Origin of the sequence: Enterobacter sp. LM3, from assembly GCF_046622475.1 — a bacterium.
Taxonomy (GTDB): domain Bacteria; phylum Pseudomonadota; class Gammaproteobacteria; order Enterobacterales; family Enterobacteriaceae; genus Enterobacter; species Enterobacter cloacae_P.
Genome location: NZ_JBJURN010000013.1, coordinates 66306 through 87637 on the forward strand (window position 1 = coordinate 66306; position 21332 = coordinate 87637).

At 55.1% G+C, this 21332-nt stretch carries 20 protein-coding genes; 8 read left to right on the plus strand and 12 right to left on the minus strand.

The genetic code is table 11. The features are described 5' to 3' along the window. The 4 genes from ACJ9N4_RS14685 to ACJ9N4_RS14700 form a co-directional block, all read left to right on the plus strand. On the plus strand, window positions 1-204 hold a 204-nt coding region (locus ACJ9N4_RS14685; RefSeq protein WP_411500587.1), incomplete at its 5' end, for a hypothetical protein. Between the two features lie 25 nt (window positions 205-229). Then, window positions 230-901: a glutathione S-transferase family protein gene (locus ACJ9N4_RS14690; RefSeq protein ID WP_182919261.1), complete on the plus strand. Its 672-nt coding sequence runs from the start codon at window positions 230-232 to the stop codon at window positions 899-901. A 297-nt stretch (window positions 902-1198) separates the two neighbouring features. Beyond that, window positions 1199-2548, plus strand: coding sequence for a guanine/hypoxanthine transporter GhxP (ghxP, locus tag ACJ9N4_RS14695; protein ID WP_182273413.1), 1350 nt, complete (start codon window positions 1199-1201; stop codon window positions 2546-2548). 150 nt (window positions 2549-2698) lie between these two features. After that, window positions 2699-4345, plus strand: a complete 1647-nt coding sequence (locus tag ACJ9N4_RS14700) for a Na+/H+ antiporter (protein WP_411500588.1) — start codon at window positions 2699-2701, stop codon at window positions 4343-4345. A gap of 60 nt (window positions 4346-4405) precedes the next feature. On the opposite strand, the gene ACJ9N4_RS14705 is transcribed toward ACJ9N4_RS14700, so the two are convergent. After that, complete coding sequence (locus ACJ9N4_RS14705) at window positions 4406-5293, minus strand: LysR family transcriptional regulator (protein WP_182273416.1); 888 nt, start codon at window positions 5291-5293, stop codon at window positions 4406-4408. A 102-nt stretch (window positions 5294-5395) separates the two neighbouring features. On the opposite strand from ACJ9N4_RS14705, the gene ACJ9N4_RS14710 reads away from it, so the two are divergent. After that, window positions 5396-5806 carry a CidA/LrgA family protein gene (locus ACJ9N4_RS14710; protein WP_196390704.1) on the plus strand — a complete coding sequence of 137 codons (411 nt, stop codon included), beginning with the start codon at window positions 5396-5398 and terminating at the stop codon, window positions 5804-5806. Next, window positions 5799-6488 carry an LrgB family protein gene (locus ACJ9N4_RS14715; protein ID WP_182273418.1) on the plus strand — a complete coding sequence of 230 codons (690 nt, stop codon included), beginning with the start codon at window positions 5799-5801 and terminating at the stop codon, window positions 6486-6488. Before ACJ9N4_RS14710 ends, ACJ9N4_RS14715 begins: the two co-directional genes overlap by 8 nt. 35 nt (window positions 6489-6523) lie before the next feature. Here the strand turns inward: ACJ9N4_RS14715 and actP are convergent, their stop codons facing one another. From actP to acs, 3 genes are all read right to left on the minus strand, one after another. Further along, complete coding sequence (gene actP / locus ACJ9N4_RS14720) at window positions 6524-8173, minus strand: cation/acetate symporter ActP (RefSeq protein WP_182919263.1); 1650 nt, start codon at window positions 8171-8173, stop codon at window positions 6524-6526. Beyond that, window positions 8170-8484, minus strand: coding sequence for a DUF485 domain-containing protein (locus ACJ9N4_RS14725; RefSeq protein WP_411500589.1), 315 nt, complete (start codon window positions 8482-8484; stop codon window positions 8170-8172). Before ACJ9N4_RS14725 ends, actP begins: the two co-directional genes overlap by 4 nt. Window positions 8485-8625: 141 nt before the next feature. Further along, on the minus strand, window positions 8626-10584 hold the full coding sequence (gene acs / locus ACJ9N4_RS14730; protein ID WP_411500590.1) for an acetate--CoA ligase: 1959 nt from the start codon (window positions 10582-10584) through the stop codon (window positions 8626-8628). Between the two features lie 422 nt (window positions 10585-11006). Between acs and gltP the strand changes: the two genes are divergently transcribed. Then, window positions 11007-12320, plus strand: a complete 1314-nt coding sequence (gltP, locus tag ACJ9N4_RS14735) for a glutamate/aspartate:proton symporter GltP (protein WP_182273422.1) — start codon at window positions 11007-11009, stop codon at window positions 12318-12320. A gap of 34 nt (window positions 12321-12354) precedes the next feature. Here gltP and ACJ9N4_RS14740 read toward each other — a convergent pair whose 3' ends face one another. The 3 genes from ACJ9N4_RS14740 to fdhF all read right to left on the minus strand — a co-directional run bounded on the left by ACJ9N4_RS14740 (window position 12355) and on the right by fdhF (window position 15772). Beyond that, a complete protein-coding gene (locus tag ACJ9N4_RS14740; RefSeq protein WP_182273423.1) occupies window positions 12355-13029 on the minus strand; it encodes a tetratricopeptide repeat protein in 675 nt (224 codons plus the stop codon). Window positions 13030-13150: 121 nt separating this feature from the next. Continuing rightward, entirely contained in the window at window positions 13151-13303 is a 153-nt protein-coding gene (locus ACJ9N4_RS14745) for a Hok/Gef family protein (RefSeq protein ID WP_182919267.1), read from the minus strand. Between the two features lie 321 nt (window positions 13304-13624). Then, window positions 13625-15772 (minus strand): formate dehydrogenase subunit alpha, encoded by a 2148-nt coding sequence (gene fdhF / locus ACJ9N4_RS14750; RefSeq protein ID WP_182919268.1) that lies wholly within the window; start codon window positions 15770-15772, stop codon window positions 13625-13627. Between the two features lie 256 nt (window positions 15773-16028). Here fdhF and ACJ9N4_RS14755 point away from each other — a divergent pair, with 256 nt between their 5' ends. Then, window positions 16029-16760, plus strand: a complete 732-nt coding sequence (locus ACJ9N4_RS14755; RefSeq protein WP_182273426.1) for a response regulator — start codon at window positions 16029-16031, stop codon at window positions 16758-16760. On the opposite strand, the gene ACJ9N4_RS14760 is transcribed toward ACJ9N4_RS14755, so the two are convergent. Genes ACJ9N4_RS14760 through ACJ9N4_RS14780 form a run of 5 tightly spaced genes read right to left on the minus strand, consistent with a single transcriptional unit; the run spans window position 16757 to window position 21331 of the window. Then, on the minus strand, window positions 16757-17761 hold the full coding sequence (locus ACJ9N4_RS14760) for a carbohydrate kinase family protein (protein ID WP_182273427.1): 1005 nt from the start codon (window positions 17759-17761) through the stop codon (window positions 16757-16759). The genes ACJ9N4_RS14755 and ACJ9N4_RS14760 overlap by 4 nt on opposite strands. Next, window positions 17761-18621: a ketose 1,6-bisphosphate aldolase gene (locus tag ACJ9N4_RS14765; protein ID WP_182274608.1), complete on the minus strand. Its 861-nt coding sequence runs from the start codon at window positions 18619-18621 to the stop codon at window positions 17761-17763. Before ACJ9N4_RS14765 ends, ACJ9N4_RS14760 begins: the two co-directional genes overlap by 1 nt. Before the next feature lie 10 nt (window positions 18622-18631). Further along, window positions 18632-19318, minus strand: coding sequence for a D-lyxose/D-mannose family sugar isomerase (locus tag ACJ9N4_RS14770; RefSeq protein WP_182919269.1), 687 nt, complete (start codon window positions 19316-19318; stop codon window positions 18632-18634). A 46-nt stretch (window positions 19319-19364) separates the two neighbouring features. Further along, window positions 19365-20306 carry an ABC transporter substrate-binding protein gene (locus tag ACJ9N4_RS14775; RefSeq protein WP_182273429.1) on the minus strand — a complete coding sequence of 314 codons (942 nt, stop codon included), beginning with the start codon at window positions 20304-20306 and terminating at the stop codon, window positions 19365-19367. 29 nt (window positions 20307-20335) lie between these two features. After that, complete coding sequence (locus ACJ9N4_RS14780) at window positions 20336-21331, minus strand: ABC transporter permease subunit (protein WP_182273430.1); 996 nt, start codon at window positions 21329-21331, stop codon at window positions 20336-20338. Between the last annotated feature and the right edge of the window lies 1 nt (window position 21332).

The following is a 21332-nucleotide window of genomic DNA, read 5'->3' on the forward strand; positions in this document are numbered from 1 at the left end:
TTCCCGGTCTTTGTCTTTCTCTCTATCCCGCTGGTTCACGGGAGGGTTTCCCCCGACATCAGCACCCCTCATGTCGAGCAAGTTGGGGAGGTTCCGGATTGTGCTGACACTTTAATTCTATGCAAGCCCCCGGTTTTCGCCAGCCTGAGCCGTGGCTTTTTAGCCAAATTTTTTTCGCGATGTTGTTCGATTTTCTATAGTTAATAAGTATGAATAACAGGAGGCAACGATGCTCACGGTACATCATCTTAACCAGTCACGTTCACAGCGCGTGATCTGGGCGCTGGAAGAACTTTCTTTATCCTATGAGATTGTTCACTACCAACGTGAAAAAAATATGCTGGCTCCCGCCTCCCTCAAGAAAGTACACCCTTTGGGGAAATCCCCGGTGGTTGAAGACAACGGGCTCATTCTTGCGGAATCGGGAGCTATTCTGGAATATCTACAGGAAACCTACGACACCGAATCGCGGTTCAAACCGCTGGATCCTGCCCATAAGGTGCAGTATCGCTTCTGGCTGCATTATGCCGAGGGTTCGCTGATGCCGCTGCTGTTAATGAAGCTGATCTTTGCCAGCCTCGGTAAACCGCCGATCCCGTTTGGCCTGCGGGCGCTGGGGAGCGTGCTGGGACAGGGGGTACAAAAGACCTGGCTCAACCGACAGCTAGAAACCCACGCGCGCTATATCGAGTCACATCTGGCGGAAAACAGCTGGTTTGCCGGTGACGCACTCAGTATGGCCGATATTCAGATGAGTTTTCCCATCTTCGCCCTGCTGGCACGTGGTGGTATTGAAAACCTGCCGCACATACAGGCGTGGAAGGAAAAGATCGAAATGCGCCCTGGCTGGCAGAGAACGCTCGAACAGGGTGGCCCGTTTAACATACCTGGCGAAGGGTAAAATGTTACTAAATTGCGCACAGACGATAACGTTTGCGCATCCTCTGCTTATTTCTTCAGCGGCATAAGGGAATTTTAGCGAAAAACGAGAAAGTTCAGTTGAAAAGGGCGGTGATTAGGCTAGATAATCGTTTGCCTTAATTTGACCACCCGTTTTGTAAGCGCGGAGCTAAACGTTTGCTTTTTTTGCGACGCCCCTTTCGTCGCAAATGCAGCACAAGGATTTGACGTTTTGCTGGCAGTGGAGTCTCCACCACGCTTGCGGACTTTCTATAAAAACTCTCAGGGGATGTTTTCTATGTCTACGCCATCTGCGCGTACCGGCGGTTCACTCGACGCCATGTTTAAAATTTCAGCTCGCGGCAGCACCGTGCGTCAGGAAATCGTTGCGGGTCTGACAACGTTTCTGGCGATGGTTTACTCCGTCATCGTTGTGCCGGGCATGCTGGGCAAAGCCGGCTTCCCACCGGCGGCCGTTTTTGTTGCCACCTGCCTCGTGGCGGGTGTGGGTTCCATCGTGATGGGCCTGTGGGCGAACCTGCCGCTGGCGATTGGTTGCGCCATCTCTCTGACCGCCTTTACCGCATTCAGTCTGGTGTTGGGTCAGCACATCAGCGTGCCTGTTGCACTGGGTGCTGTGTTCCTGATGGGGGTGCTGTTTACCGTCATTTCCGCGACTGGCATTCGTAGCTGGATTTTGCGCAACCTGCCGCATGGTGTGGCGCATGGTACCGGCATTGGTATTGGTCTTTTCCTGCTGCTGATTGCGGCGAACGGCGTGGGTCTGGTGATCAAAAACCCGCTGGACGGTCTGCCGGTTGCGCTGGGTCATTTTGCTAGCTTCCCGGTCATTATGTCGCTGATCGGCCTGGCGGTGATCATCGGCCTGGAAAAACTGAAGGTGCCAGGCGGCATTCTGCTGACCATTATCGGTGTTTCCATTGTTGGCCTGATTTTCGACCCGAACGTGCACTTCTCCGGTGTTTTCGCTATGCCATCGCTGAGTGATGACAAAGGCAACTCCCTGATTGGTAGTCTGGACATCGTGGGCGCGCTGAACCCGGTGATCCTGCCAAGCGTTCTGGCTCTGGTGATGACCGCTGTGTTTGATGCTACCGGCACCATCCGCGCGGTAGCTGGTCAGGCAAACCTGCTCGATAAAGACGGTCAGATTATTGATGGCGGCAAAGCGCTGACGACCGACTCCCTGAGCAGCGTCTTCTCTGGCCTGGTCGGTGCCGCTCCGGCAGCGGTGTACATCGAGTCTGCAGCGGGTACGGCGGCAGGCGGAAAAACGGGCCTGACGGCGATCACCGTCGGTGCGCTGTTCCTGCTGATCCTGTTCCTCTCCCCGCTGTCCTACCTGGTGCCAGCGTACGCGACCGCACCAGCGCTGATGTATGTAGGTCTGCTGATGCTGAGCAACGTGGCAAAAATCGACTTTGCTGACTTTGTGGATGCCATGTCTGGCCTCATCACAGCGGTATTTATCGTGCTGACCTGTAACATCGTAACCGGCATCATGATCGGTTTTGCGTCGCTGGTGATTGGCCGTCTGGTGTCTGGTGAATGGCGTAAACTGAACATCGGCACCGTCGTTATCGCCATCGCACTGGTGGTGTTCTACGCGGGTGGCTGGGCGATTTAAGTTGTCCTTTGATGCGAAAACGGGTGGCTCAGGCCGCCCGTTTTTATTTTCAGGACTCATCCCGTTGCCTTTTGCGTTACTCTCTGGAAGATAGAATAAAAGGCACGACGCCTTCCGCAGTACATAAGCAACACAGCAAACAGGGAACGCATGGAAATCTTCTTCACAATACTTATCATGACCCTTGTGGTCTCGCTTTCCGGGGTGGTCACACGCGTACTGCCCTTTCAGTTGCCCCTACCCTTAATGCAAATTGCCATCGGCGCGCTGCTGGCATGGCCGACGTTTGGTCTGCACGTTGAGTTCGATCCGGAATTGTTCCTCGTCCTGTTTATCCCGCCGCTGCTGTTCGCCGATGGCTGGAAAACCCCGACGCGCGAATTCCTGGAGCACGGGCGAGAGATCTTCGGTCTGGCGCTGGCGCTAGTGGTGGTCACGGTGGTTGGGATCGGCGTCCTGATCTACTGGGTGGTGCCGGGTATTCCGCTCATTCCGGCTTTTGCGCTGGCGGCTGTCCTGTCGCCAACCGATGCCGTGGCGCTATCGGGTATTGTGGGTGAAGGCCGTATTCCGAAGAAAATTATGGGCATTTTGCAGGGAGAGGCGCTGATGAACGACGCCTCTGGCCTGGTTGCCCTGAAATTTGCCGTGGCGGTTGCGATGGGAACGATGGTCTTTACCGTCGGCGGTGCAACCTTTGAATTCTTCAAGGTGGCGATTGGCGGTATCCTGGCCGGGTTTGTGGTGAGCTGGCTGTATGGTCGCTCGCTGCGCTTTCTCAGCCGCTGGGGGGGTGATGAACCTGCCACGCAGATTGTTCTGTTATTCCTGCTGCCGTTTGCCTCGTATCTGATTGCCGAACACATTGGCGTGTCGGGCATTCTTGCGGCGGTTGCTGCGGGGATGACCATCACCCGTTCTGGTGTGATGCGTACCGCTCCTCTGGCCATGCGTTTGCGTGCAAACAGCACATGGGCGATGCTGGAGTTTGTGTTTAACGGCATGGTCTTCCTGCTGTTGGGCCTGCAGTTGCCGGGTATTCTGGAGTCCTCACTGGTGGCGGCAGAAGCTGACCCTAACGTCGAAACCTGGATGCTGTTCGCTGATATCGCGTTGATCTACCTGGCGCTGATGCTGGTGCGTTTTGGCTGGCTGTGGACGATGAAAAACTTCAGCCAGCGCTTCCTGAAGAAAAAGCCGATGGAGTTCGGGTCGTGGTCAACGCGTGAGCTGTTGATTGCTTCTTTTGCGGGTGTCCGTGGGGCAATCACTCTCGCCGGTGTGCTCTCCATTCCACTGTTGCTGCCGACGGGGGATGTCTTCCCGGCGCGTTACGAACTGGTGTTCCTGGCGGCAGGTGTGATTTTGTTCTCGCTGTTTGTCGGCGTGGTCATACTGCCTGTTTTGCTGCAGCATCTGGATGTGGGCGACCATTCCCAGCAGCACAAAGAGGAACGCATTGCCCGGGCTGCCACGGCAGAAGTGGCGATCGTGGCTATCGAGAAGATGGAAGAACGTCTGGCGACGGATGCTGAAGAGAACATTGATAACCAGCTTCTGAAAGAGGTCAGTTCGCGCGTGATTGGTAATTTGCGCCGTCGTGCTGACGGGCGAAACGATGTGGAAAGTTCGCTACAGGAAGAGAACCTGGAACGCCGGTTCCGTCTGGCGGCGCTGCGCTCAGAACGTGCCGAGCTGTATCACCTGCGTGCCACACGCCAGATCAGCAATGAGACGCTGCAAAAGCTGCTGCACGATCTGGACTTACTGGAAGCGTTGTTGATCGAGAATCAGTAGTCTGTGCGGGCTGATGCCCTCACCCCGGCCCTCTCCCACAGGGAGAGGGAGAAGGGGGCACTATTCAGACTGGACCCAAAACCCCTCACAGCACTTCAGCCACGCCTGCGCGCTGTGCGACAGATACACTCCTTCACGCCAAATCATCCCGAGCTGCCAGTGCAAATCGCTCTCCAGTGGGATCCAGCGCAGCGTATTTTTATCCAGCCGCTCACAAATGGGTTGTGGCAGGATGGCAATCCCCACGCCTGCCTGCACCATCGCGGCCAGAAAATCCCACTGGCCGCTACGCACCGCAATGCGTGGCTTCACGTTGTGTTGACTAAACAACGCCATTAACTGACGGCTGAGGGCAAAATCTTCGTTGTAGATCAGCAGAGGATGCTCGCCGAGCACCTCCGGCTTCACCGAGTCGATCTTCATCCAGTCGCCGGACCGCGGTACCAGTACACACAGCGGGTGGCTGAACAGCGACAGCGTTGCCAGACCACTCTCTTCTTCGACGGGCAGTGCGGTCATCGCCACGTCCAGCTCGCCGTTGGTGACGGCCTGCTGGACGGTTAAGCCACCAAACTCGGAAATCTTCAGTTCGACGCCGGGGTAGCGCTGGCGAAACAGGCTAATCGGCCCGGCCATCATCATGCCCACCATCGGCGGAATACCCAGACGCAGCAACCCTTTTGTCAGGTGGTTAATATCGTCAAGCTCGGCTTCGAGCTGGCGGAACTCCGCCAGGATCGCCAGCCCGCGCTCGAATACCACGCGCCCGGTATCGGTCAGCAACAGCTTGCGCCCGTCGCGAATAAGCAGGGTACAGTTCAGTTCATCTTCGAGGTTTTTCAGCATCTTGCTGATAGTCGGCTGGGTAACAAATAGCTTTTCTGCTGCGCGGGTAAAACTTTGCTGACGAACCACTTCGACAAAATAGCGCAGCGTTCTTATGTCCATGATTATTCCTCGAAACTATACCTTTGATGATTTTAATTCATTTCAGTCCACTACGTGCGCTCACTATACTGACGCTCTATCTCATTTTTGAGGAATTTACTCATGGCCGTGGCGTTAAGCCGTGTTACGCCTGCCGTTGTACAACGACTTCAGGTACCGGTTCAGGTACTGCTTTATGCGGGTTTGTTTGTTTTTGCCGAATATCTTGTCAGCTGGCTGCATCTGCCGCTGCCTGCCAACCTGGTGGGGATGATGCTGATGCTGACGCTGATCCTCTGTCGTGTTATTCCACTGAACTGGGTACGAGCCGGTGCGCGCTGGCTGCTGGCTGAAATGCTGTTGTTCTTTGTTCCTGCGGTGGTGGCGGTGGTGAATTATGCTCAATTGCTGATGGTGGATGGCTGGCGCATCTTTGCGGTCATCGCGCTGAGTACGCTGATGGTGCTGGGATCTACCGCCTGGGTGGTGGATAAAGTATATCGGTTTGAAATCAGCAGGCAGAAGCATGACTAACTTTCAGATAAGCGTGCTATGCCTGATTGCCACGCTGGCGATCTATTTTGCCAACAAGCGGTTGTATCGTCGTTTTCACGCGCTGCCACTGATGCCGCTGGTTTTCACACCGATCCTGCTGGTGTTGATGCTGGTGTTTGGACATATCTCCTGGCAGAACTACATTGGTGAATCCCACTGGCTGCTGTGGCTGCTCGGCCCGGCGACCATCGCTTTTGCTGTGCCGGTGTACGATAACCTTGCGATTATTAAACGGCACTGGATGTCACTGAGCGCAGGTGTGATTACCGCTACGGTGGTGGCGGTGTGCAGCTCCGTCTGGCTGGCGCGGCTGTTTACCCTGTCCGATGAGATCCAGCGTAGCCTGGCCGTGCGTTCGGTCACTACGCCGTTTGCGCTGGCCGCTGCCAAACCGCTAGGCGGTCAGCCGGATCTGGTGGCGTTATTTGTCGTTGTGACCGGGGTATTCGGAATGGCGGTTGGCGACATGCTGTTCCTGCGGCTCTCCATCCGTGAAGGCATGGCGAAAGGGGCGGGATTTGGTGCGGCGTCGCACGGCGCTGGAACGGCGCGATCTTATGAGCTGGGTCAGCAGGAGGGCGTGGTCGCAAGCCTGGTGATGATGCTTTCGGGCGTGATGATGGTGTTGGTTGCGCCGCTGGTGGCATGGATGATGTTCTGAATTCCCCGGCCAGATGACCGGGGAGGATGTGCGGGTTAGTGCGCGCGGCCTTGTTCGACGCCCAGGCCGGTTTGTGAACGGATAAACTGGGCGCGGAATTTCTCACGTTCCAGGTTACCCTCCGGTGAGTTATCGGTCGCGGAGAAGACCCAGATACCGATGAACGCCACGGCAATGGAGAACAGCGCCGGGTATTCATATGGGAAGAGGGCTTTTTCATGGCCGAGGATCTGCACCCAGATTGTCGGGCCGAGAACCATCAGGATCACTGCTGTCAGCAGCCCCAGCCAGCCGCCAATCATTGCCCCACGGGTGGTCAGTTTTGACCAGTACATAGAGAGCAGAATGATGGGGAAGTTACAGCTCGCTGCAATCGAGAAGGCCAGCCCCACCATAAAGGCGATGTTCTGTTTCTCGAACAGGATCCCCAGCAGGATTGCCACCACGCCCAGCACCAGCACGGTGATTTTCGAGACTTTCAGCTCCTGGCGTTCGGTTGCCCCTTTGCGGAACACGTTGGCATACAGGTCATGCGATACCGCAGATGCCCCGGCCAGCGTCAGACCGGCAACTACCGCGAGAATGGTGGCGAAGGCCACGGCCGAGATAAAGCCGAGGAACAGGTTACCGCCCACCGCGTCGGCCAGATGCACCGCCGCCATGTTATTCCCGCCAATCAGCGCGCCTGCGGCATCTTTAAACACCGGATTCGCGCCGACCAGCATGATGGCCCCAAAACCAATGATAAAGGTCAGAATGTAGAAGTAGCCCATAAAACCGGTGGCATAGAAGACACTTTTACGTGCCTCACGCGCATCGCTCACGGTGAAGAAACGCATCAGGATATGCGGTAACCCGGCGGTACCAAACATCAGGCCCAGACCGAGCGAGAGCGCAGAGATCGGGTCTTTCACCAGCCCGCCAGGGCTCATGATCGCGTCCCCCTTCGGGTGAACCGCCATCGCTTCGGCAAACAGGTTATTGAAGCTAAAGCCGACGTGTTTCATCACCATAAAGGCCATAAAACTTGCGCCGAACAGCAGCAGTACGGCTTTGATAATTTGTACCCAGGTGGTGGCGAGCATGCCGCCGAACAGGACATACATCACCATCAGCACGCCGACCAGCACGACCGCGACGTGGTAGTTCAGGCCAAACAGCAGCTCGATTAACTTGCCCGCACCAACCATCTGCGCAATCAAATACAGTGCCACAACCACCAGCGATCCGCAGGCGGAGAGGGTGCGAATTGGCCCCTGTTTCAGACGATACGAGGCCACGTCAGCAAAGGTAAAACGTCCCAGGTTGCGTAAGCGTTCGGCAATCAGGAACAGAATAATTGGCCAGCCGACGAGGAAGCCGAGGGAGTAAATAAGGCCATCGTACCCGGAGGTATACACCAGCGCGGAAATCCCCAGGAAAGAGGCCGCCGACATAAAGTCCCCGGCGATCGCCAGGCCGTTCTGAAAACCAGTAATGTTGCCGCCTGCGGTGTAGTAATCGCTACGTGAGCGCACGCGTTTTGACGCCCAGTAAGTGATGTACAGCGTCAGCAACACGAAAATCAGGAACATCACGATCGCCTGCCAGTTGGTTGGCTGGCGTTGTACCTCACCGGTAATGGCATCCGCTGCGTTGACGGCAAAGGGAAGTGTGGCGGCAAGCGCCGTCAGAACTCTCTTCATGATGCTTTTACCTCACGCAGTACCGCTTTATTAAGACGATCAAATTCACCGTTCGCGCGCCAGACGTAGATGCCGGTCAGCACAAACGACACCACAATGATGCCAATACCAATGGGCATACCGCGCGTGACGCTGGTACCTGCATGCAGCGGCGTACCGAGCCAGTGTGGGGCAAAGGCAATCAGCAAAATAAAGCCGACGTAGATAATCAGCATGATGATGGAAAGAAAGAAGGCAAACCGTTGCCGTTTATCGACGAGCTCCCTGTAGTGCGCACTATTCTCTATCTGCTGACAAATATCGTTATTCATCACAGAGTCTCCAGAGTTTTGTAGGGTAGGTGTTTGTAGTTATTCCCTCTCCCTTGAGGGAGAGGGTTAGGGTGAGGGGGTAAGATGCGGTCTGATGCCCTCACCCCGGCCCTCTCCCACAGGGAGAGGGAGAAAACAGCGTTACGATGGCATTGCGATGGCCTGCTTCTCTTCGAGCAGTTTTTCCACCACGCCCGGATCGGCAAGCGTTGAGGTATCACCGAGGTTACTGGTGTCCCCTGCCGCAATTTTGCGCAGGATACGGCGCATAATTTTGCCGGAGCGGGTTTTTGGCAGCGAGTCCGTCCAGTGCAGCACATCTGGCGTGGCAAGCGGGCCTATCTCTTTACGTACCCAGTTACGCACCTCGGCATACAGCTCTGGCGACGGCTCTTCACCGTGGTTCAGGGTGACGTAAGCGTAAATTGCCTGGCCCTTAATGTTGTGCGGAATGCCGACCACTGCAGCTTCAGCAATCTTCGGATGCGACACCAGAGCGGATTCAATCTCCGCCGTCCCCAGACGGTGGCCGGAGACGTTCAGCACATCGTCCACGCGTCCGGTGATCCAGTAATAACCCTCTTCATCACGACGCGCGCCGTCGCCGCTGAAGTACATATTTTTAAAGGTCGAGAAGTAGGTTTGCTCAAAGCGCTCGTGGTCACCAAACAGGGTGCGTGCCTGGCCTGGCCAGGAATCGGTGATCACCAGGTTGCCTTCGGTGGCTCCCTCCAGTGGGGTTCCTTCGTTATCCACCAGCGCAGGCTGTACACCGAAGAATGGATGGGTGGCAGAACCCGCTTTTAATGGCGTCGCGCCCGGGATAGGGGTAATCATGAAGCCACCGGTTTCAGTCTGCCACCAGGTGTCCATTACCGGGCATTTCTCTTTACCGATTTTTTTCCAGTACCACTCCCAGGCTTCCGGGTTGATTGGTTCACCAACGGAGCCGAGGATGCGCAGGGACGAGCGGTCAGTACCTTCGATGGCTTTATCACCTTCGGCCATCAGCGCGCGGATAGCCGTTGGCGCGGTGTAGAGAATATTGACCTTATGTTTGTCTACCACCTGGCACATACGTGCCGGGGTTGGCCAGTTAGGTACGCCCTCAAACATCAGCGTGGTTGCGCCACAGGCCAGCGGACCATACAGCAGGTAGCTGTGACCGGTGACCCAGCCCACATCGGCGGTACACCAGTAGATGTCGCCCGGGTGGTAGTCGAAGACATATTTGAAAGTGGTTGCCGCATAGACCAGATAGCCTCCGGTGGTATGCAACACGCCTTTTGGTTTGCCGGTCGAGCCGGAGGTATACAGAATAAACAGCGGATCTTCCGCGTTCATCTCTTCTGGCTGGTGCTGGTCGCTCGCTTTCTCAATCAGGTCGCTCCACCACAGGTCACGACCCTCGTTCCAGTCGATCTTGCCGCCGGTACGTTTGAGCACGATAACATTGCTGACGCTCTTCACATTTGGGTTTTTCAGCGCTTCATCGACGTTTTTCTTCAGTGGGATATTGCGCCCGGCACGCACGCCTTCATCTGACGTGATCACCAGTTTTGAGTTTGAATCGACGATGCGACCAGCAACCGCTTCTGGTGAGAAGCCGCCGAAGATAACGGAGTGGATCGCACCGATGCGCGCGCAGGCCAGCATGGCAACCGCTGCTTCCGGCACCATTGGCATATAGATAGCCACCACGTCGCCTTTTTTAATGCCGCGCTCCAGCAGCACGTTGGCGAAGCGACACACGTCGCGGTGCAGTTCTTTATAGGTGATGTGCTTGCTTTGGGAGGCATCGTCGCCCTCCCAGATGATGGCTGTTTCGTTGCCACGCTCGGCAAGATGGCGATCCAGACAGTTCGCCGCCAGGTTTAGCGTGCCGTCTTCGTACCATTTAATGGAGACGTTACCTGGCGCAAAGGAGGTGTTTTTCACCTTCTGATAAGGTTTGATCCAGTCGAGGATGTGGCCCTGCTCACCCCAGAAGAGGTCAGGGCTGGAGATAGATTGCTGATACTTCTCGTGGTACTGCTCCGGGTTGATCAGGCAACGTTCCGCAATATTTGCGGGAATATCATGTTTGTGTATTTGGCTCATGGCTTTTTTTCTCCTTGTAAGATGTTAATAATATGTCTCTAAAACGTTAATTGTAGGGGCTTTACAAGCTTTGTTTATTATTTGGGCTACAGATCACGCATTGTCTGAACAGGCTGAAAAATGAGCGAATGAAACTTTGAAGGGAAATAATTCAGCTTACTGATTATTCACATTTGTGTTGAAAAAAGCGTTTTTATAACAAAAGGTTATTTATAAGAATTATTATAAATTAATGTCGCAGACTCTTTTGGTAGTGAACCGCCTTGTTCTTTAAGGCTTGCACAGCATGCCGTGCAGATGATACTCATACGCCGCGTTAAAAAACCCCATAAACCAACGCAACACAATTCATACCCTTTCAGTATGTCTCCATATTCATGCAGTTTAGTGACGTGGAGATTTCATTGAGGAAGTCAGTTTCTATGAAAAATTTGAAAGTCAGCCTGGCCTGGCAAATCTTGCTAGCCCTTGTGCTGGGTATCTTGTTGGGCAGTTATCTTCATTATCATAGCGACAGCCGCGAGTGGCTGATTGCGAACCTGCTCTCTCCGGCAGGCGATATTTTTATTCATCTGATTAAGATGATTGTAGTGCCGATTGTTATCTCTACGCTGGTGGTAGGTATTGCCGGCGTTGGTGATGCGAAGCAGCTAGGCCGTATCGGCGCGAAAACGATCCTCTATTTCGAAGTGATCACGACAATTGCCATCATCCTGGGCATCACGATGGCAAACGTGTTCCAGCCAGGTTCCGGGATTGATATGTCGCAGCTGGCGACGGTGGATATATCAAAATACCAAAGCACAACCGCAGATGTGCAGAGCCACGCGCATGGCCTGATGGGCACCATTCTGTCGCTGGTGCCGACTAACATCGTGGCATCAATGGCGAAGGGTGAGATGCTGCCGATTATCTTCTTCTCCGTGCTGTTTGGTCTGGGACTGTCATCGCTGCCCGCGAGCCACCGTGAGCCGCTGGTAACTGTATTCCGTTCTATCTCTGAAACCATGTTCAAAGTCACCCACATGGTAATGCGTTACGCGCCGGTAGGGGTGTTCGCACTGATCGCGGTGACCGTGGCGAACTTCGGCTTCGCCTCCCTGTGGCCGCTGGCGAAGCTGGTTATCCTGGTACACTTCGCCATCCTGTTCTTTGCGCTGGTGGTGCTGGGGATTGTGGCGCGCCTGTGCGGGCTGAGCATCTGGATCCTGATCCGCATCCTGAAAGATGAACTGATTCTGGCGTACTCCACGGCCAGTTCGGAAAGCGTGCTGCCGCGTATCATCGAGAAAATGGAGGCCTACGGTGCGCCCGCGTCGATCACCAGCTTCGTGGTGCCGACCGGCTACTCCTTTAACCTCGATGGTTCGACGCTGTACCAGAGTATTGCGGCCATCTTTATTGCCCAGCTGTACGGCATTGATCTGTCACTGTGGCAGGAAATCGTGCTGGTACTGACCCTGATGGTGACCTCAAAAGGTATCGCAGGTGTGCCGGGTGTCTCCTTCGTGGTGCTGCTGGCGACGCTGGGCAGCGTCGGTATTCCGCTGGAAGGGCTGGCGTTTATCGCCGGTGTCGACCGTATCCTCGACATGGCGCGTACGGCGCTGAACGTGGTGGGTAACGCGCTGGCGGTGCTGGTGATTGCCAAGTGGGAACACAAATTCGACCGCAAAAAAGCACTGGCGTATGAACGTGACGTGCTGGGGCGTTTCGATAAGACGGCTGACCAGTAATGTAAAAAAGCCCGGTAGCGCCACCGGGCTTTTTTTACTGACCGCTCAGGGTGTCGAATTCCTCACACCCTGTATCAAACCCTTCGGTACAACTCAGGTTCAGCCAGTACAACGCTTTCTGTTTATTCGGCGTAATAAAGCCTTTCTCACCCTGCTGGAACAGCATCCCCGCCCAGTATTCCGCATAACCCGTACGTGACAGGGAAGAACTGCGCTGGAACCAGGAGGCTGCCTTTACGTCGTCCTGAGCGACTTCAACACCGTTGGCATAGATAAGCCCCAGCAGCATTTGCGCATCTACCGCAGAGTCGTTATCAATATCTTCAGTCGCGGTTTGCAGCAGTTTAATGGCCTGAGGATAGTCAGTTTTGCCCGCCTGAGTGTTTACCAGCACGCGTGCCAACATAATCGCACCACGTTTGCTGCCCGCAATCGTTGCCTGTTGCGCCAGCGCTTTGGCATGCAGGTAATCGCCCTGCGTGAACTGGATTTGTGACAGTAATGCCATTGCATCGACATCACCCCCTTTTGCCGCTTTCTCCGCCCACAGTGACGCCTGTTTACTGTCTCCAGAGCTAAAGTATGTATCGGCCAGGTAATACTGGGCGCGGGCATCGCCCGCTTCGGCCTGTTCCTTGTACTGGCTGCCGATCTCATCAGCACGGGCAAGCGACGTAAAAAGTAACAACAACACCAAAATATGTTTCATGGACACTTATCATCTGAGTACATGTCGCGCAGTATAATCGCGGTCGCGGAAGAAAAAAATGGGTGCATTAAGACCTCAGCCTCCTACAAGCCGGGCGGAACTGTCGTTCCGCCCGATGAGGTTAGCCTGCATTGCAGGCTAATTTCGCCGCCACCTCCTGATGTTCACCCTTTATTGTGAGTTCGCATAACTTACCGCGATTAATAAAGGTAAAGATCACTATCGTCAGGCAAATAATAAAGACGATACCTAACGCAGTTTTTAATGGCGTCATGCCTTTTACTCCTTGTCAAAAAAAGAATAAGAGGCTACTCTCAACTTGTTGGGAGTTGAGGGGTAGCCTCGGGTAAATGCAAATTTCCCGGGGCTTTCCACTTTCTGTCCCTCAACAATGCTCAAGACAGAAAGTCTTAAGCACCCGCCGCATATCTTATCTCTCTGAATTAAAATGCAAAGATGTAATTCTTTTCTGCGTAAATTACATTATTTCTGCGAGATGCCTTCCGGAATAAAAATATACAGTATTTATATTTAATTCAGATATAAAAATGGGGTGAATATGCCACCCCATTTATTCACCGATTAATTAACGGCTTCAGCCCATTGCGCTTTCACGCAGTCGGGCTTTCAGCTTGTTATATTCATCAATCACATACTGTTCGGCAGCATGTTGATCGACAATCGGCTCTATGCGTACGGCACAGTATTTATACTCCGGCGTTTTGGTTATCGGGCTTAAGTTCTCCGTCACCAGTTCGTTACAGGCACCAATCCACCACTGGTAGGTCATATAGACCGCCCCTTTGTTTGGACGATCGCTGACCTGCGCACGGGTAATAATCCGGCCTTTACGCGAGTTTACCCACACCAGCGCTTCATCTTCAATGCCGAGGCGTTCCGCGTCGGCGGTGTTGATCTGCGCGTAGCCCGGTTCATCCGCCAGCGCTGCCAGCGCGGCACAGTTGCCGGTCATCGAACGACAGGAGTAGTGGCCCACTTCGCGCACGGTGGAGAGCACCATCGGATACTCGTCGGTGAGCTTGTCGATAGGGGCGACCCAGTCGCAGGTGAAGAACTGCGCCAGCCCGTTTGGCGTGTCGAACTTCTCTTTGAAGAGATACGACGTGCCCTGATCGGCTTCTGACTCATCCCGGCACGGCCACTGGATGTACCCCAGTTCACCCATTTTTTCATAGGTGGCACCAAAGAAATCAGGACACAGATTTCGTAACTCGTCCCAGATCTCCTGGGTGTTGTTGTAGTGCATCGGGTAACCCATGCGGGTAGCGATTTCGCTGATGATCTGCCAGTCCGTTTTCAGATCCCACTTCGGCTCGAGCGCTTTAAAGAAGCGCTGGAAGCCACGGTCTGCTGCCGTATAGACACCTTCATGCTCACCCCAGGACGTCGACGGTAAAATCACATCCGCCGCTGCCGCCGTTTTGGTCATAAAGATATCCTGCACAATCACCAGCTCCAGATCCTCAAACCCTTTGCGCACTGCGGACAGCTCGGCATCGGTTTGCAGCGGATCTTCACCCATAATGTAGGCAGCACGCACCTCGCCATGTGCCGCACGGTGCGGCAGCTCGCTGATGCGATATCCGGTATGTTCCGGCAGGCTCTCCACGCCCCAGGCCTTCGCAAATTTCTCGCGATTCTCCGGGAACTTGACGTACTGATAGCCCGGATAGGTATCCGGCAGCGCACCCATATCACACGCACCTTGCACGTTGTTCTGACCGCGAACCGGGTTAACACCGACATGTGCCTTACCAAGATTACCGGTCAGCATGGCGAGGCTGGTCAGTGAACGCACGGTTTCCACACCCTGATAGAACTGGGTTACGCCCATGCCCCACAGAATAGCGGCGGTTTTCGCCCCCGCGTACATCCGTGCTGCCTGGCGGATCTCCTGGGCGCTGACCCCAGTAATCGCTTCAACCGATTCTGGCGTGTAGCCTTCAACAATTTTCCGATACTCTTCAAACCCTTCCGTACGGGTGGCGACGAACGCCTGGTCGTACAGGTTTTCCTCAATAATGACGTGCCCCATTGCATTCAACAGCGCGATATTCGAACCGTTTTTCAATGCGATGTGCATATCCGCAATGCGCGCAGTTTCAATTTTACGCGGATCGCAGACGATGATTTTCGCCCCATTTTGTTTGGCGCGAATAACGTGATTCGCGACGATAGGGTGAGAATCCGCCGGGTTATAACCGAAAACAAACACGAGATCGGTGTTATCTATCTCGTTGATTGCATTGCTCATTGCGCCGTTACCGACCGACTGGTGCAGACCTGCAACCGATGGGCCGTGTCAGACGCGAGCGCAGCAGTCGACGTTATTGGTACCAATAACGGCGCGCGCGAATTTTTGCATTACATAGTTGGTTTCATTACCCGTACCGCGTGAGGAGCCGGTGGTTTGAATCGCATCCGGGCCATACTTGGCTTTGATGGCGCTCAGGCGCGCGGCGACGTAGTCCAGCGCCTCACTCCAGGAGACGGCTTCCAGCTTGCCACCGCGCTCGCGGCGGATCATAGGGGTTTTCAGGCGCGGGGTGAGGATTTGGGTATCGTTAATAAAATCCCAGCCGTAGTAACCTTTCAGGCACAGCGTGCCCTGATTGGTTTTCCCCTGTGCGGCCTCCGCCCGGACGATTTTGCCGTTATCGACCACCAGGTGGATCTTGCAACCTGAGGCACAATAAGGGCAAACCGTGACGACTTTTTTCATCAGTCTGCTCCAGTTAATAAACTCTTTCGCACCCATTATGCAGCTTCTATGCCATGTTTTTAGTGTGGGTATCATCAGACTTTACGGCCAATTTCGGGTCAAAACGCTGACGAAAAACAGGTAATCGTCAAAATTGACGTGTCGAAAGGGCAGTGGATGTGACCTGGGTTGAAATTCCATCACGTAAAAAACAATTTGGCTGGAGCGAGCGGCAGAATGGTTCAGACTTAATATAGTTCCCTGACGGAAGCATGCGATGAAACCGGCGATTCTGGTGGTTGATGACGATACGGCAGTCTGCGAACTGCTGCAGGATGTGCTCAGCGAGCACGTCTTTACCGTGCTTGTCTGCCATAATGGCCGGGACGCACTGAGTCTGGTGCAACAGGAGCCAGGGATTGCCCTCGTGTTACTGGACATGATGCTGCCGGACATCAACGGTCTGCAGGTCTTGCTACAGTTGCAAAAGCAACGCCCGGAACTACCGGTGGTGATGCTGACAGGTCTGGGCAGTGAATCGGACGTGGTCGTGGGGCTGGAGATGGGGGCCGACGATTACATCGGTAAACCGTTCAACCCGCGCGTGGTTGTTGCCCGCGTTAAGGCTGTGCTGCGTCGCACCGGGGCGCTGGCGGCAGAAACCGCGACACCGCGCGTGGCGGGGATTGCCTTCAACGGCTGGACGCTGGATACCACCCGCTGTGAGCTCAGCGATCCGCAGCGTAACACCGTCTCATTAACCCAGGGCGAGTATGGCCTGCTTCTGGCACTGACCCAAAACGCCCGTCGTGTGCTCAGCCGCGAGCAGTTGCTTGAATTGACCCACAGTGAAAGTGCCGAGGTCTTCGACCGCACCATCGATGTGTTAATTATGCGTCTGCGCCGGAAAATTGAGGCCAACCCGCATCAACCCGCCTTCATTAAAACCATCCGTGGGCTGGGCTACGTCTTTGCTACTGATGTCTCTCACAGCGAGAAAGCCGCTTAAGTATTCTCTTTGATATACGCCTGCAGTTCTGCCAGTGTTTTCGCGCCGTCAATTGCATTGGCGGCCAGCAGGCTTGCTCGTGCGCAGGCATGTGCCAGATAAATACTGTCTGCCAGCGGCAGGGATCCATGGCAGCCGTATAAAAAGCCTGCGCAAAACGCATCGCCCGCTCCGACGCTGCCGATAATTTCCTCCTGCTCCAGCATCCAGGACGGTATCCAGCGTCCGGCTTCACCCGGCGCTTCGCCCCATGCCCCTTCCGGACAGTGGATCACCACGCGCTGGCGTACACCCGCAGCCAGAAGCTGCGAGGCGGCTTCAGCAATATGGGCAATGTGCGGCATATCGTTGCTATCGCGCATCTCCAGCCCGCTGAACTCTCCGGCTTCAAGCTCGTTAATCACCAGATAATCGAGATGGCGCAGGGCAGGGAATACCAGCGGTTGATAGCGCGGATCACCCTTGCGGGAGACCAAATCGAGCGAGGTTTCATATCCCTGGTCACGCATCTGCGCCAGCAGTCGCGCACTGCGAGTGCCGAATTCGGCATCCGGCATATCCAGACTGTCGAGCAGCAGCAAATACCCCAGGTGGAAGATTTTCATTGAGCCGTCAAGGTGGTCAAATGCGGGAAGATCCAGCAGACGGTTGGCTCCTGGCGAGTGGAAAAAGGTACGCTGTCCGCTGGGGTCGGTCATCACCTGCGACATGGAGGTTGGCGCGAAGTCGGTACGCTGCACGCGCTGGCGGTTAACGTGATACTGGTCAAGCATCGCCAGAATGTAATCCCCGTCGCCATCAACGCCAATCAATCCTACCGCCTGTAATGGCAGGCCGACATGCATTTTTGCCAGCGTCAGCAGGACATTCAACGGCGCACCGCCGGTTGAGCGTTCGCTGTGGGTAATCTCCGCCAGCCAGCCGCGCTCCGGCCACTGCACGATCTGGTGGACATGATCCACCAGCATATTACCTGCGGCGATAATCCCTTTACGTTCCATTATGCCTGCCCCGCGCTGCCGAAGATGCGCATCTGCCCGGCCACCGTATCGGCAATCGCCTCCTCAATACCCAGCAACAGCTCGGCAAACTCATCATACAACGGCTGACGTTTTGCCATGCGTTGCTCAACGGCAGACAGCGCGGCCTGTGACATACCGGTATAGAAATTGATTTTATGAATACCCAGCTCAATGGCGCGGTGGAAATCCTCATCGCTAATGCCGGAGCCGCCGTGCAGCACCAGCGGCAGGCCGGTCTGCTGGCGAATGGCATCTAGGCGCGGGAAATCGAGTTTCGGCTCGCCTTTGTATTTACCGTGCGCATTGCCGATGGCGACCGCCAGTGCATCGATGCCGGTCAAATCGACAAACTCTCGCGCCAGCTGAGGGTCAGTGAAAAACGCTTCATCGGCATGACCATAGAGCGCACCGCCTTCATCGCCACCCACGGCACCCAGCTCCGCTTCCACCGACACGCCAACCGCATGGCACATCTTCACCACTTCGCGCGTCTGACGAATATTTTCCTCGTAGCTTAATGCAGAGCCATCGAACATTACAGAGCTAAACCCTAAACGCAGTGCGCGCACCACGGCCTCAAAATGCAGCCCGTGGTCGAGATTAAGGACCACGGGAATATCGTGTCGGGCGGCTTCAAATTTGATGGTTTCGACCAGTGAATCCAGGGAGACGTACTTAAAATGCACCTCCGCAATGTTGATGATAAAAGGCGAGCGTTCCTGCTTCGCCGCGGCAAACAGCGCGCGCAGAAAATGAGAGTCAAGAACGTTAAACGCCCCCAGCGCGTAGCGATGTTCTCTGGCGTGCTCAAGACCGTCGGCAAGAGAAATCAATGGCATCATTCACTCCTTATATCCGAAACAGGTTGTACTCGTTGCACAACACCAGCACCGCCGGTTCGTCTTCTTCAATAGTGTTATAGCGGTCAATGGCCTGTAAAAAGTGGTTGTCGTGATCGTCGTCATTTACTGATGACACTTCTCCCACCAGGACGTCACCAAAGCCGCGTTCGCCCCAGAAACTGTGGTACAGGCCGGGCGTCAGGCAGATACTTTCCCCTGGTGTGAGGCGCAGCTGGCTGCCGGGCGTATGGGTCTGACGGCAGCCGTCGATCACGACCGTGACGTCGGTGTTTTCGGTCTCTTCATGCACCCCGGCATTCCATAACTCAATAATCAGATTCCCGCCGCCACGGTTGATGATGTCTTCCCGCTTACGCCAGTGAAAATGCATGGGTGTCACCTGACCATCGCGTACGTGCATGATTTTTTCGGCATAGCATTTTTCATAAGGTATGCCGTTGGGAGAACCGTTTCGCAGGGTAAACAACGTTAACCCCTGCGCGACAAAGTTGTTGCCACCAAAGGCGGTTACGTCCCAGCCGAGTTTGAGGTCGAACACTTCCCGCCAGGTACTTTGGTCGAGCTGCTGCCATTTCGTTGGTGGGAAGCTGGCAAACGACGGGAGGTGCACGTCGTGCATGGAAAAAAATTGCCGTGTATGGCCGAGGATTTCGTTGATATCGGAGCGTTTCATGGGGACTCCTCGTAAACGCCCTCTCCCGGAGGGAGAGGGAAAAGGATTACTTCACCGTCCATCCCTTATAAGAGCCGACGTTCTTTTTATCGATCATCGTCACCGGGATCAGCACTGGCGCTTTCGGGGCAGGTTTGCCCTGTAGAATGTCATAGCCGATCTCTACCGCTTTTGCCGCCATTACCTGCGGATCTTGTGCCGGAGTCGCCACAAACAGGGAATTTTCCCGCTTCAGCGCCTCTTCACCATCCGGTGAACCATCCACACCGACGATAAAGAATTCGCTACGCTGTGCCTGTTTGGCCGCCAGATCGGCCCCGATCGCCGTGGGATCGTTAATCGCGAACACGCCGTCGATCTTCGGATTGGCCGCCAGCAGTGAAGTCATCACCTCCAGACCACCTTCACGGCTGCCTTTGGCGTTCTGATTGTCAGAAAGCACTTTGATACCAGGATGCTTTTTGAATTCTGTCTGACAGCCTTCTACGCGGTTTTGCACCGCAGACACCGGTGGTCCGTTGATGATCACGACGTTGCCTTTACCGTTCAGGCGGTCGGTAATGTATTTACAGGCCATTTCCCCTGCCTGGGTGTTATCGGAGGTGATGGTGGCGTCTGCCCCTTCTGCTGCCACGTCAACCGCCACCACCACGATCCCGGCGTCTTTTGCGCGCTTAACTGCCGGGCCGATCCCTTTTGAATCTGCGGCATTGAGAATGATCATGTCCACTTTGGCGGCAATAAAGTTGTCGATCTGCGCCACCTGCTGGCCCAGATCGTAACCACTGGAAACCAGCGTCACTTTGACGTTATCGCCCGCCAGTTTGCGCGCTTCCAGCTCGGCACCTTTGGTGATCTGCACGAAGAACGGGTTGGCAAGGTCACCCACCGTGACGCCGATGGACTTCAGATCTTTCGCCTGCGCAAATGGCGTTGCGGCAAGCAGCGCGCCAGCACAGAGCGCGGTTACTAATGGCTTCAATCTCATGCTGTATTCCTCGAAGAAAGATGTTGTTGTTATGCACTTTGATGGTGTCGGGTACGGTATTTGTCGATCAGCACCGCAATGATGATCACCGCCCCTTTGATCACCAGTTGCCAGAAGTAAGAGACGCCCATCAGCGTCATGCCGTTGTTAAGGGTAGCGATGATCAATGCGCCTACCAGCGTGCCGGTGATCGTGCCGATCCCGCCGACAAAGCTGGTACCGCCGAGGATCACCGCCGCAATGGCATCCAGTTCGTAGCCCATGCCCAGGTTGCCGTTGGCACTGTAGAGTCGTGACGCGCTCATCACCCCGCCTAAGCCCGAGAGCAGGCCGCTCATGCCGTACACGAACAGCAGTACCAGCCAGACCTTGATACCTGTTAAGCGTGCCGCCTGCATGTTGCCGCCCACCGCGTAGATGTGCACACCCAGCGTGGTGCGGCGCAGGATGAACCAGCACAGCGCAATGACCGCCAGAGCAATGACCACCAGCCACGGAACCGGGCCGAGATAGTTATTGCCTATCCACTCGAAGTTGATGTTCGAGTTAATCACCGTTGTGCCGTCTGCCAGCAGGTACGCCGCACCGCGCAGGGCGGTATAGGTACCGAGCGTGACGATAAACGGCGGCAGTCCGGCAAAGGCCACCAGCGCGCCGTTGAACAGCCCCAGCACCAGGCCGAGCATCAGCGCCGCCGGAATGGAGAGCATGGCGAATTCGGGTATCAGCGATACGACCATTGCCGCCACCGCCGTGGTACCCAGAATCGAGCCGACGGAGAGGTCAATCCCACCGGTCAGAATGATGAAGGTCATCCCTGCCGCCAGCACGATGTTGATCGACGCCTGACGGGTGATGTTGAGCAGGTTGCTCTCGGTAAAAAAGTTGGGGGCAATAAAGCCAAATACCGCCACGATCAGGATAAGAATTGGCAAAATACCGACCGTTTGCATCAGATCGCTCATCAGCACTTTTTTGGCGGAGGTCGATTTCGCTACCTGCTGCGGATGGGTTGGGTTTGTCATA